Genomic DNA, 16783 nt, shown 5'->3' with positions numbered 1-16783 from the left:
AGCCGAACCCCGCCCCCGCTCCGGTACCCCCAAGTCCGGAGCGGGGGCGGTCCCCTTGGCGGGGGCGGACGCTCAGACCTCCACCAGGACCTGGTCCAGGGACTTGCGGACCAGATCCGGGACCTCGCAGTCCTGCGCCGGGTAGCCCACCGGGATCACCGCGAAGGCCTTCTCGTTCTCCGGGCGGTGGAGGACGTGGCTCAGGAAGCGCATGGGGCTCGGGGTGTGGATGAGGGCGGCCAGGCCCGAGAGGTGGAGGGCCGACAGGAGCATGCCGACCGCGATGCCGACCGACTCGTCCACGTAGTAGTGCTTGCGCCTGTCGCCGTCCGGGCCGAGCCAGTAGCGCTGCTGGAAGACCACGATCAGGGCGGGTGCGTCGGTCAGGTGGGTCTTGACCGCGTCGGTGCCTATGGGGCGCAGGGCCGCCAGCCATTCGTCGCCCAGGCGGCCGTCGTAGGAGATCTGCTCCTCCTGCTCGGCCGCGGCGCGGATCTGCCGGCGGATGGCCGGATCCTTGACCAGGACGAAGGTCCACGGCTGCTGGTGCGCCCCCGACGGGGCGGTGGCGGCGCAGGCGATGGCGTCGCGGACGGCCTGTTCGGGGACGGGGTCGGGGGAGAAGTGGCGCACGGTGCGCCGCTCGTCCATCCGGGCCCGCAGCTCCGCCGCGCGGGTCAGGGTTTCGGCGCTGGGCATGCGCTCGGGACGGTAGGCGACGGGCCGGTAGGGCTGGCCATGGGTGGGGGTCCACTGCTGGGTCTCAGGCGACATGCGCAGATCTTCACGCGGTGGAACCCCTGAGGCCAGGGTCGCGGCAGGAATCAATGTCCGTTGTGCCGCGGAACGGGCGGTATGGCCGTGGCGAACGTCGGTCGATTCCCGGAAGGGGGGCCCGGTCCCGCGGGCGCGGCTCCGGTGGGCCGGGAAGCTCCCGTGGGCCGCGCCGGTCCGTTCCGGCGGCCTCGGCGGGCGCACCGCCCGGGGCCGGCCCGTCCCGGCCGGCCGCGGGACGCGGACCGTCGTCGACCTGCGGGGCGACGGCGGGCGGGAGCCGGACCGGCCCGTGCGGCCGGCCGGGCCCGGGCCCCCGCGGAGACCGCGCGGCGGCCCCGGGCGCCGCGGTCCTGGAGAGGCCCTGCGGAGCCGTGCGGGGGAGGAGCCCCCGTGCGTTTCCGGCCTTTCCCGCAGCGGTGCCCCGGCGCGCCGCCGCCGGGTCGGGAGCCGGGACCCCCCACGCCCCGGCGGCGGTCAGCTGCCCGTGATGCTCGCCGCGCCCGTTTCGATGTGGCCGGTGTAGCGGCGGGACCAGGTGCCGTCGGAGTCGGCCAGGATCGTGAAGTCGTACCAGCCCTTGCTGTAGGCCACCGCGTTGAAGAAGTCCTCGCGCGAGGAGTTCGCCGGGACCGTGTACGTCCAGGGGCCGTCGGAGCGGTAGGCGTTCGAGCGGATCGTGAAGGTGACCGGGGAGGCCGAGGCGTTGGTCATCTTGAACCAGATCGCCATCTTGCCGGTGCCGGACTCCACCGCGTAGCGGGCCGCGACCTCCAGGGACTTGCCGGGCTTGGTCGCGTCGCCGATGAAGCGGCGCAGGAAGCGGTTCGGGCCGTACATCGAGATGTCGTACTTGCCCGAGCCGGCGCCCAGACCGATGGAGAACCAGTCGCTGGAGGTGGCCCCCGGGTCCACCGTGTACTGCCAGGCGGCCGTGTCCCGGTACTGGTGCGGGTGGATCGAGAAGTGGGCGGCCTGCCGGGCCTGGGGGCCCTGGTTGGTCATCGAGAACCAGGCCAGGATCTTTCCGGCGGGCCCGAACTCGAAGCGGTCCAGGTTGCCGTTGACCTGGTACGGGAGGGCGCGGGCCGGGCGCGTCCCGGCCTCCTGGACCGGCAGGGCGTTGTCCTGCGGCACCGGATTGGGGAGGGGGCCGCAGGTGGACTGGCCTATGACCTTCGCCGTGGAGGGGAGACCCGCCGGGACCCCGTACACGGGGTGCGCGAAGTCGAAGACGCCCGTCAGGTCGCCCACCACCTTGCGCCGCCAGGCGCTGATGTTGGGGCAGAGGGCGGGGGTGCCCAGGGCCGTCGTCCAGGTCTCCATGAAGCGCAGGACGGAGGTGTGGTCGAAGACCTCCGAGCTGACCCAGCCGCCCCGGGTCCAGGGGGACATCACCAGCATGGGCACGCGGAAGCCCAGGCCGATCGGCACGCCGTCGATGTACTCGTCGGGGGTGCCGGGCGGGGCGACCGGCGGCGCGACGTGGTCGAAGAAGCCGTCGTTCTCGTCGTAGTTGAGGAAGAGGACGGTCGAGTCGAAGACCTCCGGGTTCGCGGCCAGCGCACGGTAGACCAGGTCCACGAAGTGCGCGCCGTCGCCGGGCGGGGCGTACGGGTGCTCCGAGAAGGCCTCGCTCGCCACCACCCACGACACCTGGGGCAGGGTTCCGGCGACCACGTCCGCGCGGATCGCGGCGGCGATGTCGTCGGGGGTGGAGCCGGTGACCTTGGGGACGGAGGCCATGCCGCGGTCCCACAGCGGGTTCCCGGGGGCGGCGTCCGTGAACTTCTTGAAGTAGGCCAGGCCGTTGTCCCCGTAGTTGTCCTGGGCGTTCTGGTAGACCTTCCAGGTCATCCCGGCCCGCTGGAGGGCCTCCGCGTACGTCTCCCAGGTCAGCCCGGACTCCTCGCCGCCGTCCTTGCTGCCCGCGTCGACCTTGCCGCTCCACAGGAAGGTGCGGTTGGGGCCGGTGGCGCTGAGGGTGGAGCAGAAGTAGGCGTCGCAGAGCGTGTAGTTGTCCGCGAGCCCGTAGTGGAAGGGGATGTCGCCCCGGTCCAGGTGGCCCAGGGTGTGCGTCTTGCCGACGCCGAGCACCCAGTTGTCCATCCGGCCGCTGTTCCAGGCCGCGTGCTGCGAGGTCCAGCTGTGCGGGAGGTCGCCGGTGCACTGGGCCAGGGTCTCGCTGTCGGCCCCGCCCGCCGCCGGGGTGGCGGAGAGCTTCCACGGGTACTGGCGGCCGCCCCAGTTGGGCTGGTTGAAGGTGCCCCAGCCGCCCGGGATGTTGCCGCAGGCGCGGTCGCCGAAGCCGCGTACGCCCTTCAGCTTGCCGAAGTAGTGGTCGAAGCTGCGGTTCTCCTGCATCAGGATCACCACGTGCTTCACATCGCTGATCGTGCCGGTCGCGGTGGCCGCGGCCGCCGACGCGGGCAGGGCGGCGGGCAGGGCCGCTCCCGCCACGAGCCCGGCGCCGATTCCCACGAAACCCCTGCGGCTGATGGGTGTCACTGGCTGCTCGCCTCCAACTTGGGTGCCCCGGCGGCACATCGTCGGCAAGCGTGGCGGCGGCCGCCGCAAAGGTCTACATCCGTGCGGTAAGAAAACGGTGAACATCCGGGTGGCCGGGATCAACCGGCTGCGCGCACCAGCGTCTTGCCCAGGTAGTCCCCGTGCAGCATGCCCAGGAAGGCCTCCACCGTGTGGTCGAACCCCTGCACAACGGTGGTGTCCGTGCCCACCTGGCCGCTGCGCAGATGCGGGACCACGAAATCCTCCAGCTCGTCCTGGAGATTGGTGTGGTTTCGAACCAATACGCCTTCCAGGCGCAGGGATTTGTGCACCACCTCGAAGAGGTTGCGGGGCGCGGCCGGGGAGCGGTCGCCGTTGTACATCGAGATCGCGCCGACCCAGGCGATCCGGCCGTACTCGCGCAGGGAGCCGATCGCGCCCTCCAGGTGGTCGCCGCCCACGTTGTCCACGTAGACGTCGATCCCGCCCGGGGCGGCCTGCGCCAGCTGCTCGCCGACCGGGCCGTCGTGGTAGTCGAAGGCGGCGTCGAAGCCGAGGGTCCCGGTGAGGTGGGCGACCTTCGCCGCCGAGCCCGCGCTGCCGATGATCCGTCGGGCGCCGAGCAGCCGGGCGATGTGCCCGGTGGCGGTGCCGACGCCGCCCGCCGCGGAGGAGACGAACAGGTCCTCGCCCGCGCGCAGCGCCGCCGTCCGGGTGAGGGCGGCGTAGGCGGTCAGGCCGGTGCCGCCCAGGATCGACAGGTACGCCTCCAGCGGGACGCCCTCGTGGTCCCGGAGTCTGCGGGTGCCGTCCACGCCCAGGGTGACCAGGGCGTGGGTGCGCCAGCCCGCCCGGTGGAAGACCAGGTCGCCCTCCTTCAGGCCGGAGTCGCGGGAGGCGCGCACCCGGCCCACCGCCCGCCCCTCCAGCGGGGAGTTGAGTTCGAAGCCGCCCTCGCCGCCGTCCATCAGGCCGCGGTGGTAGGGGTCCACGGAGAGGAGCAGGTTCTCCACCAGCGCGGTGCCGGGGGCGGGTTCGGGGACCGGGGCGCAGACGTAGGCGAAGTCGGAGGCGACGGGGAATCCGGTCGGGCGGGCGATCTGGTGCACGGCGCAGGCGGTGTCGGTGTTCATGCCGACGACCGTAGGAAGGAATCGCCGTGCCGGGCAGGGGGTTGCCCTCATGGAAGCCGCATATCCATGAAAGCCGCTCATACACCGAGGTGGGAACCCTTGTCCGAGCTCGCCCCGCAGGAACTCCGGGTGCTGGTCGCCGTCGCCGATACGGGCGGGTTCTCCGCCGCGGCCGGGGCGCTCGGCATCAGCCAGTCGGCCGTCTCGCACTCGGTGCGCGGCAGCGAGGGCAAGGTCGGCGCGGTGCTCTTCGAGCGCGGCCGCTCCGGCGCCTCCCCCACCCCGGCGGGGGAGCGGGCCGTGGCCCTGGGCCGGCGCATCCTGCGGCTGTACGAGGTCCTCGGCGCGGAGGCCCGCGCCGCCGGACGGGCGGCCTCCGCCGCGGACGCGGCGGGCGGCGGACTGGAAGGGAACCTGCGCATCGCGGCCTTCCGGAGCGCGGCCCTGCACCTGCTGCCGCCCGCCCTGGAGCGGCTGGCCGCCCTGCACCCCGGGATCCGCCCGGAGGTCCGGGTGGTGCGCGAGCTCGGCGCCGGGACGGCCGGGGAGGTGGCCGCCGGCCGGGCCGACCTCGGCATCGCCACCCTGGGCGCGCCCGGGGACGTACCGCCCGGGCTGCTGACCGGGGTCCTCACCCGGGAGGCGTACGCGCTGGTGCACCCCGCCGGGCACCCCGACCCGAGGTCGCTGCCCCTGCTGGACTGGGACGAGAACTGCGGCTCCTACACCCGCGCGTGGTGGGCGGCCCAGGACTGGATCCCGGCGGCCACGGTCAAGGCGGAGGACGACGCCATGGTGCTGACGATGGTCGGGCGGGGCCTGGGCATGGCGATCATGCCCGAGCTGTCGCTGCGCGAGGCCGGGGACACCGTCGAGATCGCCGGTCTGGGGCCGCAGGGGCCGGTGAGGAAGGTGGGATACGTCACCACGACGGAATCTGCCTCCACCCTCGCGGTCAGGGCTCTGATCAGGGAACTCAGGGCAGAATCGGTCTGAAAACGGATCCCCTCGGAGGGGCCTTCCGGGGGATTCGCATCTCAGATAGTAGGAAGTCCGAGTAATTGCGGAGACAGACGGCCGCGGCTGCCCTAGCTTGGTAGGAGCCGAACGTCTCGCACATCCAGCGAATGGCGGTCGTGAGCGCGCGCCCCCTGGCAGGCAACCCCTGCGGCGCACGGCTCCCCGCCTCTTCCGGCGCCTTGAAGGAACCCCTCATCCGTGGCCCCGCCACGCCGTGATCTCAAGGAGTCGATCATGACCCCCAGCACCGCCGCCTCCCGCCGTGTCCGCCACACCTCCCCGGCCGACGCCGACCGCAAGAACGCCGCGGCCGCCCTCCAGCGCGCCCTCGACCGCCGTGACAACGGCGGCTCCACCGGCCACTGAACGAGCCCGGGCCCTCGGACACAGCTCGTCCACATGGTGGACGGGATATGTCTGAGGGCTGGGACACGGAGTACGGTTCCGACATGTCGACCAGCATCAATCTCGCAGTGATCCCCGGTGATGGCATCGGCCAGGAAGTCGTGGCTCAGGGCCTCAAGGTCCTTACCGCGGTCCTGCCCCAGGAGGTGAAGCTGGAGACCAAGGAGTACGACCTCGGCGCCCAGCGCTGGCACCGCACCGGCGAGACCCTCCCGGACGTTGAGCTCGAGGCGCTCAGGCACCACGACGCCATCCTTCTCGGGGCCATCGGCGACCCGTCGGTGCCGTCCGGCGTCCTGGAGCGCGGTCTGCTGCTGAAGCTGCGCTTCGCCTTCGACCACTTCATCAACCTGCGCCCCTCGAAGCTCTTCCCCAACACGGCCACCCCGCTCGCCGGCCGTCCGGAGATCGACTTCGTGGTGGTCCGCGAGGGCACCGAAGGCCCGTACACCGGCAACGGCGGCAGCCTGCGCACCGGCACCCCGGCCGAGGTTGCCACCGAGGTCAGCGTCAACACCGCCTACGGTGTGGAGCGGGTGGTCCGCGACGCGTACGAGCGGGCCAACTCCCGCCCGCGCAAGAAGCTGACGCTGGTCCACAAGAACAACGTCCTCGTGTACGCGGGCCACATGTGGAAGAACATCTTCGACAAGGTCGGCCGTGACTACCCCGAGGTCACCACCGACTACCTGCACGTCGACGCCGCGACGATCTTCTTCGTCACCCAGCCGGAGCGCTTCGACGTCATCGTCACGGACAACCTCTTCGGTGACATCCTCACCGACCTGGCCGCCGCCGTCACCGGCGGGATCGGCCTCGCCGCCTCCGGGAACATCAACCCGACCGGGGCCTTCCCCTCGATGTTCGAGCCCGTCCACGGCTCTGCCCCGGACATCGCGGGCACCGGCAAGGCCGACCCGACCGCGACGATCCTGTCCGTGGCCCTCCTGCTGCGCCACCTCGGCTACGAGGAGCAGGCCGTGCGCATCGAGGACGCCGTCTCCGCCGACCTCGCCGAGCGCGACGGCACCTTCCGCTCCACCGACGCGATCGGCGACGCCCTCGCCGCGCGAGTAGCCGGCTGACCCGGCAGCTCCACCACGAAGCCGCCGGGTACGCACCATCACCCGGCGGCTTCTCCTGCGCGGCCCCGGGTGCCACCATCTCCCGTGGGCCGCATGACCCCGTTTCACCGAAGACCCCGCGCGCGCGATAATCGAACGCGAGGCCGCGGTAAACGGGGAAGCTCGGACGTCCTGGTACGCATGAGCGCGGTCCGCCATACACAACGGTGAAGGACAAGCACTCATGACGACGCCCACGATCGAGCTCAAGCCCTCCTCGCACCCGCTGTCCGACGCGGAGCGAGAGGCGATCCTGGCCAGCCCCGGCTTCGGCCGCCACTTCACCGATCACATGGTGACGATCAAGTGGACCGAGGGCCGCGGCTGGCACGACGCCGAGCTGGTCCCGTACGCGCCGCTGTCGATCGACCCGGCCAACATGACCCTGCACTACGCGCAGACGATCTTCGAGGGGCTCAAGGCCTACCGCCAGCCCGACGGCACCGTCGCCAGCTTCCGGCCCGAGGCCAACGCCGAGCGCTTCCAGGCCTCCGCCCGCCGCATGGCCATGCCGGAGCTGCCGACCGAGCTGTTCATCGAGGCCTGCGACGCCCTGATCAAGCAGGACAGCGCCTGGGTCCCGAACTCGGGCGAGGCCTCCCTGTACCTGCGGCCGTTCATGTTCGCGTCCGAGGTCGGCCTGGGCGTCCGCCCGGCCAACGAGTTCCTCTTCATGGTCATCGCCTCGCCCGCCGGCGCCTACTTCCCCGGTGGCGTCAAGCCCGTCTCCGTCTGGCTGTCGGAGGAGTACGTCCGCGCCGCCAAGGGCGGCACCGGCGCCGCCAAGACGGGCGGCAACTACGCGGCCTCCCTCGTCGCCCAGGCCCAGGCTGCCTCGCACGGCTGCGACCAGGTCGTCTGGCTGGACGCCGTCGAGCACCGCTGGATCGAGGAGATGGGCGGCATGAACCTGTACTTCGTGTACGGCGACCGCATCGTCACCCCGGAGCTGACCGGCTCGCTCCTGCCCGGCATCACCCGCGACTCCCTCCTCACCATCGCCCGCGACCTCGGCTACACCGCCGAGGAGGGCCGCATCTCCACCGAGGACTGGAAGCGCGACAACGAGAACGGCACCCTGACCGAGGTGTTCGCCTGCGGCACGGCCGCCGTCATCACCCCCGTCGGCTCGGTCAAGTCCGAGCGCGCCAACTGGACCCAGGGCGACGGCGAGCCCGGCGAGGTCACCATGAAGCTCCGCAAGGCGCTCCTCGACCTCCAGACCGGCCACCGCGCCGACACCCACGGCTGGATGCACCCGCTCGGCTAGTCCACGCCGGATACGCCCGCGAAACGGGGTCCCCGCCGGAAGGCCGGGACCCCGTTCCGCATGTCCGGGCCCGGGCGGGGCGACGGGTCCGCGGTCCTACCCGTACGGGCGCAGCGGACGTGCGGGGGGTGCACCGGCGTGGGACGTTGACGGTGCCCGCCGATCCGGCGCCTGCACCGGCCCGGGCGGTGCGGCGCACCCCACCGGGGTGGTTCTCACGTGCGCCGGCCGCTGGGGCCGGCGGAAAGGCGGATCCCCATGAAGCGGTTCGTTGCCTCCGGCCTGCTCTGCGCGGCCGTCGTGCTCGGGGCCTCGGCGTGCTCGAGCAACGACACGACTCCGGAGGAGGAGGCCTCGAAGGCCGCCGCCCAACTGTGCACCAACCTGGTCCAGCTGAAGTCGGACAACGCCGCGCTCAAGGCGCTGAATCCGGCGACGGCCACCAAGGACCAGATCCAGAAGGCGGTCCAGGCCGTCCAGACCGACTGGAAGAACGTCAAGGAGAGCAAGCAGACGATGAAGTCGGCCGAGCGGGAGGCCGTCCAAGAGGCCACGGACAACCTCAAGAAGAGCTACGACAACCTGCCCGGCGACACCACGGGCAAGGACGCGCTGACCCAGCTCCAGCCGCAGATCCAGGCGGTCGACACGGCGGTCCAGCAGTCGGCCGACGCGCTGAAGTGCCGCTGACGCGGCGGACCCCGGGGCGTGGTGCCCCGGGGTCCGTGGTGGGTGGCGGCCGGTCCGGGGCCGCCTCGCCGTGCGCGGCCGTCAGTCGGCGGCCACGGTGACCCTGTCGGCCGCCGGTGCGGCCGCCGCCCCGGCCGCCGTCGCGGTCGCGGTCCGGAACGTCAGCGCCGTGTAGAACAGGCCGCCGACCAGACCCGACAGGATGAAGCTGCAGTCCACCCCGCCGGTGAGGGCCAGCAGCGGGCCCTCGTACAGCGGTGTCGACACGGCGGCCAGGCCCGCCACCGCGCCCAGCGCCCAGGACGCCGTCGCGCGCAGATTCCATCCGGCGCTGTACCAGTAGACGCCGCCGCGGGCCCGGCGGTTGAACACCTGGAGCGCGTCGGCGTCGTACACGCCGTGGCAGCGCACGTAGCCGATGAGGGTGATCACGGCCCAGGGGGTGCCGATCGCCGTCAGCAGCAGCACGAACGAGGTCATCGCCGACTGCACGTTCCACTCGAAGGAACCGAAGAAGACGAAGGCGGTGGCGACGGCCGCGGCGATCACGGTGGCCCTGGTCCGGGTGGCCCTGGGCACGATGGCGTCCAGGTCGAGGCCCATGGAGTAGAGCATCAGGCCGGCGTTGCCCACCGAGCCGGCCGCGGCGGCGAAGAGCAGCGGCACCAGGTACCAGAAGGGCGCGGCGGCCACGAGGGGCCCGGCGTAGTCGGCCCCGGCGCGGGCGGCCAGCGCGGTGTAGGTGCCGAAGAGCTGCGGGACGAGCAGGCCGAACAGCAGGCCGGCGCAGGTGGCCCAGTAGACCGTGCGGGAGCTGTGCCTGCGGGGGGATATGTAGCGCGTGTAGTCGCCGAGCAGGGTGATGAAGGCGACGGGGCCGCTCAGTCCGGCGGCGACGGCGGCGAGGATCCAGGTCGGCCAGAAGGAGCCGAGCAGGTACGCGGTGTCCGGCGGGGCGGCGGTGGTGAAGCCGGGGGCGTAGGCGTACACGCCGACGGCCAGCAGGGCCACCATGACGATCGAGAGCGCCTTGCTCATGCGCAGCAGCAGCCGGTAGCCGAACACGGCCCCGACCACGGTGAACGCGGCCAGCACCCCGTACATCAGGGAGTGGGTGAAGCCGCTGTCCGGCAGGCCCGTGAGCCGGGCCAGGGTGCCCACCATCACGTCGCCGCCGATCCACAGGGTCAGCGCGGTGTAGCCCAGCGCGAGCAGCAGGCCCACCACCGAGCCCACCAGCCGCCCCCGTACGCCGAACTGCGCGCCGCTGGAGGTGGACAGGTTGGTCGCGGTGCGCAGGGACACCAGCGCGAGCGGCGCGGTGAAGGCGATGCCGGCCACGGTGCCGGTCACGATGGCGGTGACCGAGGGAACCAGCCCCAGTCCGAAGGACGGGGGGAGCCAGCCGAAGACGATCACGCCGAGGCAGAGGTTGGAGCCGAGCAGGATCGACATCAGGTCACGAGGACCGCTCGTCCGCTCCTCCTCCGGGATGGTGTCGACTCCGCGCTGTTCGATGGGCATGGGGGGACTCCCTTGGCACGGCGGGATGGGTGCGTATTCGTTTGAGCGACACTCAATGTGGACCAGCCCCTGCCCCCAGGTCAATGATTCCCAGCGAGGAAATGAAGAGTTAGAGTGATGCTCTAACCCATCGACTCAAAAGGTGGTGGATCGGCGTGCGGCTGACCCCTACGGAGCGCGACCGGCTGCTGCTGCGCAGCGCCGCGGAACTGGCCAGGGCCCGTCGGGCCCGGGGCCTGCGGCTCAACGTCCCCGAGGCCACGGCGCTGATCGCCGACACGGTCTGCGAGGCCGCCCGCGACGGCAGGCGCCTGGCGGAGGCCATTGAGGAGGCCCGCAGCGTCCTCGGCCCCGGCGACGTGCTGCCCGGCGTGGCCGACGTGGTCACCGAGGTGCACGTGGAGGCCGTCTTCGACGACGGATCCCGCCTCGCGGTGGTCTCCTCCCCGATCCGGGGCGCGGTCCGGCTCGGCCCGGACGCCCCGGGCGCGGTCGTACCGGGCCCCGGTGCCCCCCAGCCGGAGCCGGTCGTGCACCTGCGGGTGCGCAACACCGCCTCCGTGCCGGTCAGCGTGACCTCCCACTTCCACTTCTTCGAGGCGAACCCCCGCCTCGACTTCGACCGCGCGGCGGCCTACGGCATGCGGCTGTGCGTCCCGGCCGGCTCCTCGGTGCGCTTCGACCCGCATGGCGAGGGCGAGGTGGGCCTGGTCCCGATCGGCGGCGCGCGGATCGCGATCGGGTTCGCGGGCCTGGTCGACGGCCCGCTCGACGCCCCCGGCGCCAAGGAGCAGGCCCTCGCCCGCGCCGCCGCCTGCGGCTACCTGGGCGCGGCCGCCCCGGCAGACGCCCCGGAAGGAGACCAGGCGTGAGCCGCCAGACCCCCCACACCGACCACAGTGCCCACTGCGCCCCCGGCAGCCGGCACATCGACCCCCACGAGTACGCCTCCGTCTTCGGCCCCCGCGCGGGCGACCGGGTCCGGCTCGGCGACTCGGGGCTGACCGTCCGGGTGGAGTCCGACGCCCAGAAGCCCGGCGACGAGTTCCTGGCCGGCTTCGGCAAGACCGCCCGCGACGGCCTCCACCTGAAGGGCGCCGCCGTCCGCGAGACCTGCGACGTCGTCATCAGCAACGTGCTGGTGATCGACGCCGTCCTCGGGATCAGGAAGGTGTCCATCGGCATCCGCGAGGGCCGGATCCACGCCATCGGCCGGGCCGGCAACCCGGACACCCTCGACGGGGTCGACGTCGTCGTCGGCACCGGGACGAGCATCGTCTCCGGCGAGGGCCTGATCGCCACCGCCGGAGCCGTGGACACCCACGTGCACCTCCTGTCCCCGCGGATCATGGAGGCCTCGCTCGCCGCGGGCGTCACCACGGTCATCGGCCAGGAGTTCGGCCCCGTCTGGGGCGTCGGCGTCAACTCCCCGTGGGCGCTGAAGCACGCCTTCAACGCCTTCGACGCCTGGCCGGTGAACGTCGGCTTCCTCGCCCGCGGCTCCTCCTCGGACGCCGCGCCCCTCGTCGAGGCCCTGGCCGAGGGCGGTGCCTCGGGCTTCAAGGTGCACGAGGACATGGGCGCCCACACCCGGGCCCTGGACACCGCGCTGCGCGTGGCGGAGGAGCACGACGTCCAGGTGGCGCTGCACAGCGACGGCCTCAACGAGTGCCTGTCGGTGGAGGACACCCTGCGCGTGCTGGAGGGCAGGACCATCCACGCCTTCCACATCGAGGGCTGCGGCGGCGGACACGTCCCCGACGTCCTGAAGATGGCGGGCGTGCCGAACGTGATCGGATCCTCCACCAACCCCACCCTGCCCTTCGGCCGGGACGCGGTCGCCGAGCACTACGGCATGATCGTCTCCGTCCACGACCTCAAGCCGGACCTTCCCGGCGACGCCGCCATGGCCCGCGACCGGATCCGCGCCGGGACCATGGGGGCCGAGGACGTCCTGCACGACCTGGGCGCCATCGCGATCACCTCCTCCGACGCCCAGGGCATGGGCCGCGCCGGCGAGACCGTCCGCCGGACCTTCGCCATGGCGGGGAAGATGAAGGCCGAGCTGGGTCCGATGGACGGGGACGGGGAGGGCGACGACAACGCCCGCGTCCTGCGTTACATGGCCAAGCTGACCATCAACCCGGCCATCGCCCACGGCCTGGCCCACGAGATCGGCTCCATCGAGGTCGGCAAGCTCGCCGACATCGTGCTCTGGCGCCCCCCGTTCTTCGGCGCCAAACCCCAGCTCGTCCTCAAGTCCGGCTTCCCGGCCTACGGCGTCACCGGCGACCCCAACGCCGCCACCGACACCTGCGAACCGCTGGTCCTCGGCCCGCAGTTCGGCTCCTACGGGGCCACCGCCGCCGACATCTCCGTCGCCTTCGTCTCGGCGGCCGCCGCGGCCCTCGGCTCCGACGAGATGCCCACCCGCCGGCGCCGGGTGGCCGTCCGCGGCACCCGCGGCATCGGCCCCAGGGACATGCTCCTCAACTCCCGGGTGGGCGCCGTCGACGTGGACGCACGCAGCGGACTCGTCTCCCTCGACGGGGAACCGCTGCGCTCCGAAGCGGCCGAATCGGTCTCCCTCAACCGCCTGTACTTCCTGTAAAGCCCGTTAGGACCTCACATGACTGCACAGCCCGCGCACCCCGCCAAGCCCGCGGAGCAGGGTTTCCGGATGCCCGCCGAGTGGACGCCCCACGAGCGCACCTGGATGGCCTGGCCCAGCCCCAACCCGACCTTCACCAACGAGCAGGAGCTCGCGGAGGCCCGCCAGGCCTGGGGCGCCGTGGCCCGCGCCGTCCGCGCGTACGAGCCGGTGACCCTCGTGGTCTCCCCGGGTGACGCCGACAGCGCCCGCGCCGTCGTCGGCGACGACGTCGACCTGGTCGAGCGCGACCTCGACGACGCCTGGATGCGCGACATCGGCCCGACCTTCGTCACCAGCGACGCCGGCGAGCTGGCCGCCGTCGACTGGACCTTCAACGGCTGGGGCGCCCAGGAGTGGGCCCGCTGGGACCACGACTCCAAGATCGCCCGGCATGTCTCCGACCTCGTCGGCATCCGCACCTTCAGCACCCCCCTCGTCAACGAGGGCGGCGCCATCCACGTCGACGGCGAGGGCACCGTGCTCCTCACCGACACCGTGCAGCTGGGCAAGGGCCGCAACCCCGACTGGACCCGCGAGGAGGTCGAGCGGGAGATCCACGCCCACCTCGGCACCACCAAGGCCATCTGGCTGCCCTACGGCCTGGCCGGCGACTACGGCACCTACGGCACCCAGGGTCACGTGGACATCGTCGCCGCCTTCGCCCGCCCCGGCGTGGTCGTGGTCCACACCCAGCCCGACCCGGCCCACCCGGACCACGAGCGCTGCAAGACCATCGTCGCCATCCTGCGCGCCTCCACCGACGCCCAGGGCCGCCGGCTCCAGGTCGTCGAGGTCCCGGCGCCGACCGTCCTGGAGGAGGACGGCGCATGGGTGGACTACTCGTACATCAACCACTACCTCTGCAACGGGGGTGTGGTGCTGTGCGCTTTCGACGACCCGCGCGACGAGGAGGCCGCCGAGATCTTCCGCGGACTGTTCCCCGGGCGGACCGTGACCCTCGTCGACGCACGTACGATTTTCGCCGGGGGTGGGGGTATCCACTGCATCACCCAGCAGCAGCCGAAGGTCTGAAGCCGCGGCTGCGCCCATGACCTGACGAAGGAGTGACCCATGGCGGCGGGCGGAGTACCGGTACGGGCGGCGCGCAAGAACGCGCCCCCGCGCGAGGACGTACTCGCCGCCGCCATGGCCACGATCGCCGAGCGCGGGCTCGACGGGCTGACCATGGCCGGCCTCGGCCGGCAGGTCGGCATGAGCAGCGGCCACCTCCTCTACTACTTCCGCAGCAAGGACGAGCTCCTGCTGCAGACCCTGGAGTGGAGCGAGGCGGCGCTCGGCGCCCGGCGCCGGTCCCTGCTCTCGCGCCGCGAGCCGGCCGGCGAACGGCTGCGCGCCTACGTGGACCTGTACGTCCCCGACGGTGCCCGCGACCCGCACTGGACCCTGTGGCTGGAGGTCTGGAACCGCTCCCAGAACGCGGGTCCGGGCGAACGCGACCGGCAGGCCGCGATCGAGGGCGCCTGGCACCGCGACCTGGTGGCCCTGCTCGCCGAGGGCATCTCGCGCGGGGAGTTCCGCGCGGTGGACCCCGACCGCTTCGCCGCCCGGCTGCGGGCCCTGCTCGACGGGTTCAGCATCCAGGTGGCCGTCGGCCTGCCCGGAATAGGGCGCGAGGACATCCTGGAACACGTACGGGAGTTCCTCGCCGAGACCCTCTCCGCCTAGCCGTTCAGGGGTGCGGGCCGCCTGCCGGACGGCGGTTGCCCGCATGCTGAGACCGGCGTCCAGGAACGCCGGAGCGTGTGACACACTGCGAGCGTGTCTGCTCGGCTCATGATTATGGACAGCAGCGCGCCGGTCCTCTGTGACCGCTGAACCGTGGAAGACCTTCGCGGCAGCGGGCACCGTGCCCCAGACCCGCGCGCAGACCTCTCGCACCCGCGAGGGGTCTTTTCGTTTAACGGCCCAAATCATGCCGGAAACGGGCAGCGCGCGATGATGGGGGCAGTGGATCCCCGGTCTCCGGAACCACTCATCCGACAGGAGTCAGATCAGCATGACGACGACAGAGGCGACTGCGCCGGCAGGGGCACTCGACGACGGTTTCCACGTCTTCGACACCACCCTGCGCGACGGTGCCCAGCGTGAGGGCATCAACCTCACGGTCGCGGACAAGCTGACCATCGCGCGGCACCTGGACGAGTTCGGGGTCGGCTTCATCGAGGGCGGCTGGCCCGGCGCCAACCCCCGCGACACCGAGTTCTTCGCCCGCGCCCGGGCCGAGATCGACTTCAAGAACGCCCGCCTGGTCGCCTTCGGCGCCACCCGCCGGGCCGGCGGCTCCGCCGCCCAGGACCCGCAGGTCCGCGCCCTCCTGGAGTCCGGCGCCCCGGTGATCACCCTCGTCGCCAAGTCCCACGACCGGCACGTCGAGCTCGCCCTGCGCACCACCCTGGACGAGAACCTGGAGATGGTCCGCGACACCGTCTCCCACCTGGTCGCCCAGGGCCGCCGCGTCTTCGTCGACTGCGAGCACTTCTTCGACGGCTACCGCGCGAACCCCGAGTACGCCAAATCCGTCGTGCGCACCGCCCACGAGGCCGGCGCCGACGTGGTCGTCCTCTGCGACACCAACGGAGGCATGCTGCCCGCGCAGATCACCGCGGTGGTCTCCACGGTCCTCGCCGACACCGGCGCCCGCCTGGGCATCCACGCCCAGGACGACACCGGCTGCGCCGTCGCCAACACCCTCGCCGCCGTCGACGCGGGCGCCACGCACGTCCAGTGCACCGCGAACGGCTACGGCGAGCGCGTCGGCAACGCCAACCTCTTCCCGGTCGTGGCCGCGCTGGAGATCAAGTACGGCCGCACGGTCCTCCCCGAGGGCGCACTCGCCGAGATGACGCGCATCTCGCACGCCATCGCCGAGGTCGTCAACCTCACCCCCTCCACCCACCAGCCGTACGTCGGCGTCTCCGCCTTCGCGCACAAGGCGGGCCTGCACGCCTCGGCGATCAAGGTCGACCCGGACCTGTACCAGCACATCGACCCCGAGCGGGTCGGCAACACCATGCGCATGCTGGTCTCCGACATGGCCGGCCGCGCCTCCATCGAGCTCAAGGGCCGGGAGCTCGGCGTCGACCTCGGCGGGGACCGGGCGCTGATCGCCCGCGTGGTCGAGCGGGTCAAGGAGCGCGAGCTGGCGGGCTACACGTACGAGGCCGCCGACGCCTCCTTCGAACTGCTGCTGCGCGCCGAGGCCGAGGGCCGGGCCCGCCGGTACTTCCGTACGGAGTCCTGGCGCGCGATCGTCGAGGACCGCCCGGACGGCACCCACGCGAACGAGGCCACCGTCAAGCTGTGGGCCAAGGGCGAGCGCATTGTCGCCACGGCCGAGGGCAACGGTCCCGTCAACGCCCTGGACCGCGCGCTGAGGGTCGCCCTGGAGCGCTTCTACCCCCAGCTGGCCAAGTTCGAGCTGATCGACTACAAGGTCCGCATCCTGGAGGGCAAGCACGGCACGGAGTCGACGACCCGCGTCCTGATCTCCACCACGGACGGCACCCGCGAGTGGAACACGGTCGGCGTCGCCCCGAACGTCATCGCGGCCTCCTGGCAGGCACTGGAGGACGCCTACACCTACGGCCTCCTCCACGCGGGTGTGGAACCGGCGGAGTAGGCCCTGCGGGCCGGGCGCTTATGTCCGGCTCACACGGGAAAG

General features: G+C 72.2%; 14 protein-coding genes. 10 read left to right on the top strand and 4 right to left on the bottom strand.

All coding sequences use genetic code 11. The features are described from left to right. Nucleotides 1-72: 72 nt before the first annotated feature. From ACFY15_RS01240 to ACFY15_RS01230, 3 genes are all read right to left on the bottom strand, one after another. On the bottom strand, nt 73-774 hold the full coding sequence (locus ACFY15_RS01240; RefSeq protein ID WP_390685484.1) for a nitroreductase family protein: 702 nt from the start codon (nt 772-774) through the stop codon (nt 73-75). A 477-nt stretch (nt 775-1251) separates the two neighbouring features. Then, nucleotides 1252-3282 (bottom strand): phosphocholine-specific phospholipase C, encoded by a 2031-nt coding sequence (locus ACFY15_RS01235; protein ID WP_390824855.1) that lies wholly within the window; start codon nt 3280-3282, stop codon nt 1252-1254. 119 nt (nt 3283-3401) lie between these two features. Then, the gene (locus tag ACFY15_RS01230) at nt 3402-4415 is read right to left on the bottom strand and encodes an NADP-dependent oxidoreductase (protein WP_390824854.1); all 1014 of its coding nucleotides are present in this window, start codon (nt 4413-4415) and stop codon (nt 3402-3404) included. 66 nt (nt 4416-4481) lie between these two features. On the opposite strand from ACFY15_RS01230, the gene ACFY15_RS01225 reads away from it, so the two are divergent. The 5 genes from ACFY15_RS01225 (at nt 4482) to ACFY15_RS01205 (ending at nt 8924) form a co-directional block, all read left to right on the top strand. After that, on the top strand, nt 4482-5411 hold the full coding sequence (locus ACFY15_RS01225; protein WP_390824853.1) for a LysR family transcriptional regulator: 930 nt from the start codon (nt 4482-4484) through the stop codon (nt 5409-5411). A 258-nt stretch (nt 5412-5669) separates the two neighbouring features. Continuing rightward, nucleotides 5670-5801: a hypothetical protein gene (locus tag ACFY15_RS01220; RefSeq protein WP_366451917.1), complete on the top strand. Its 132-nt coding sequence runs from the start codon at nt 5670-5672 to the stop codon at nt 5799-5801. Nucleotides 5802-5884: 83 nt separating this feature from the next. Continuing rightward, nucleotides 5885-6925: a 3-isopropylmalate dehydrogenase gene (locus ACFY15_RS01215; RefSeq protein ID WP_390824852.1), complete on the top strand. Its 1041-nt coding sequence runs from the start codon at nt 5885-5887 to the stop codon at nt 6923-6925. A gap of 223 nt (nt 6926-7148) precedes the next feature. After that, nucleotides 7149-8234, top strand: coding sequence for a branched-chain amino acid aminotransferase (locus tag ACFY15_RS01210; RefSeq protein WP_390685489.1), 1086 nt, complete (start codon nt 7149-7151; stop codon nt 8232-8234). A 258-nt stretch (nt 8235-8492) separates the two neighbouring features. Further along, entirely contained in the window at nt 8493-8924 is a 432-nt protein-coding gene (locus ACFY15_RS01205) for a hypothetical protein (protein ID WP_390685490.1), read from the top strand. Between the two features lie 81 nt (nt 8925-9005). Here ACFY15_RS01205 and ACFY15_RS01200 read toward each other — a convergent pair whose 3' ends face one another. Continuing rightward, entirely contained in the window at nt 9006-10448 is a 1443-nt protein-coding gene (locus tag ACFY15_RS01200; protein ID WP_390824851.1) for a cytosine permease, read from the bottom strand. Between the two features lie 155 nt (nt 10449-10603). Here ACFY15_RS01200 and ureA point away from each other — a divergent pair, with 155 nt between their 5' ends. The 5 genes from ureA (at nt 10604) to cimA (ending at nt 16741) form a co-directional block, all read left to right on the top strand. Beyond that, entirely contained in the window at nt 10604-11320 is a 717-nt protein-coding gene (gene ureA / locus ACFY15_RS01195) for an urease subunit gamma (RefSeq protein WP_390685492.1), read from the top strand. A gap of 56 nt (nt 11321-11376) precedes the next feature. Continuing rightward, on the top strand, nt 11377-13059 hold the full coding sequence (locus tag ACFY15_RS01190; RefSeq protein WP_390825034.1) for an urease subunit alpha: 1683 nt from the start codon (nt 11377-11379) through the stop codon (nt 13057-13059). An 18-nt stretch (nt 13060-13077) separates the two neighbouring features. Continuing rightward, complete coding sequence (locus ACFY15_RS01185; protein ID WP_390824850.1) at nt 13078-14133, top strand: agmatine/peptidylarginine deiminase; 1056 nt, start codon at nt 13078-13080, stop codon at nt 14131-14133. Nucleotides 14134-14172: 39 nt separating this feature from the next. Next, nucleotides 14173-14787, top strand: coding sequence for a TetR/AcrR family transcriptional regulator (locus ACFY15_RS01180; RefSeq protein ID WP_390688905.1), 615 nt, complete (start codon nt 14173-14175; stop codon nt 14785-14787). 331 nt (nt 14788-15118) lie between these two features. Beyond that, on the top strand, nt 15119-16741 hold the full coding sequence (cimA, locus tag ACFY15_RS01175; RefSeq protein WP_390688906.1) for a citramalate synthase: 1623 nt from the start codon (nt 15119-15121) through the stop codon (nt 16739-16741). Nucleotides 16742-16783 lie beyond the last annotated feature (42 nt).

The organism is Streptomyces sp. NPDC001373 (assembly GCF_042895815.1).
In the GTDB taxonomy this organism is placed as follows: Bacteria; Actinomycetota; Actinomycetes; order Streptomycetales; family Streptomycetaceae; genus Streptomyces.
The sequence above is the reverse complement of the archived record's forward strand: the minus strand, read 5'-3'. Positions and strand labels throughout refer to the sequence as shown.

Excerpts from the sequence above, each read along its gene's own strand:
- ACFY15_RS01240 (WP_390685484.1), bottom strand. The coding sequence starts at position 774 with ATGTCGCCTGAGACCCAGCAGTGGACCCCCACCCATGGCCAGCCCTAC.
- ACFY15_RS01230 (WP_390824854.1), bottom strand. The coding sequence starts at position 4,415 with ATGAACACCGACACCGCCTGCGCCGTGCACCAGATCGCCCGCCCGACC.
- ACFY15_RS01225 (WP_390824853.1), top strand. The coding sequence starts at position 4,482 with ATGAAAGCCGCTCATACACCGAGGTGGGAACCCTTGTCCGAGCTCGCC.
- ACFY15_RS01220 (WP_366451917.1), top strand. The coding sequence starts at position 5,670 with ATGACCCCCAGCACCGCCGCCTCCCGCCGTGTCCGCCACACCTCCCCG.
- ACFY15_RS01215 (WP_390824852.1), top strand. The coding sequence starts at position 5,885 with ATGTCGACCAGCATCAATCTCGCAGTGATCCCCGGTGATGGCATCGGC.
- ACFY15_RS01210 (WP_390685489.1), top strand. The coding sequence starts at position 7,149 with ATGACGACGCCCACGATCGAGCTCAAGCCCTCCTCGCACCCGCTGTCC.
- ACFY15_RS01205 (WP_390685490.1), top strand. The coding sequence starts at position 8,493 with ATGAAGCGGTTCGTTGCCTCCGGCCTGCTCTGCGCGGCCGTCGTGCTC.
- ACFY15_RS01200 (WP_390824851.1), bottom strand. The coding sequence starts at position 10,448 with ATGCCCATCGAACAGCGCGGAGTCGACACCATCCCGGAGGAGGAGCGG.
- ACFY15_RS01185 (WP_390824850.1), top strand. The coding sequence starts at position 13,078 with ATGACTGCACAGCCCGCGCACCCCGCCAAGCCCGCGGAGCAGGGTTTC.
- ACFY15_RS01180 (WP_390688905.1), top strand. The coding sequence starts at position 14,173 with ATGGCGGCGGGCGGAGTACCGGTACGGGCGGCGCGCAAGAACGCGCCC.
- cimA (WP_390688906.1), top strand. The coding sequence starts at position 15,119 with ATGACGACGACAGAGGCGACTGCGCCGGCAGGGGCACTCGACGACGGT.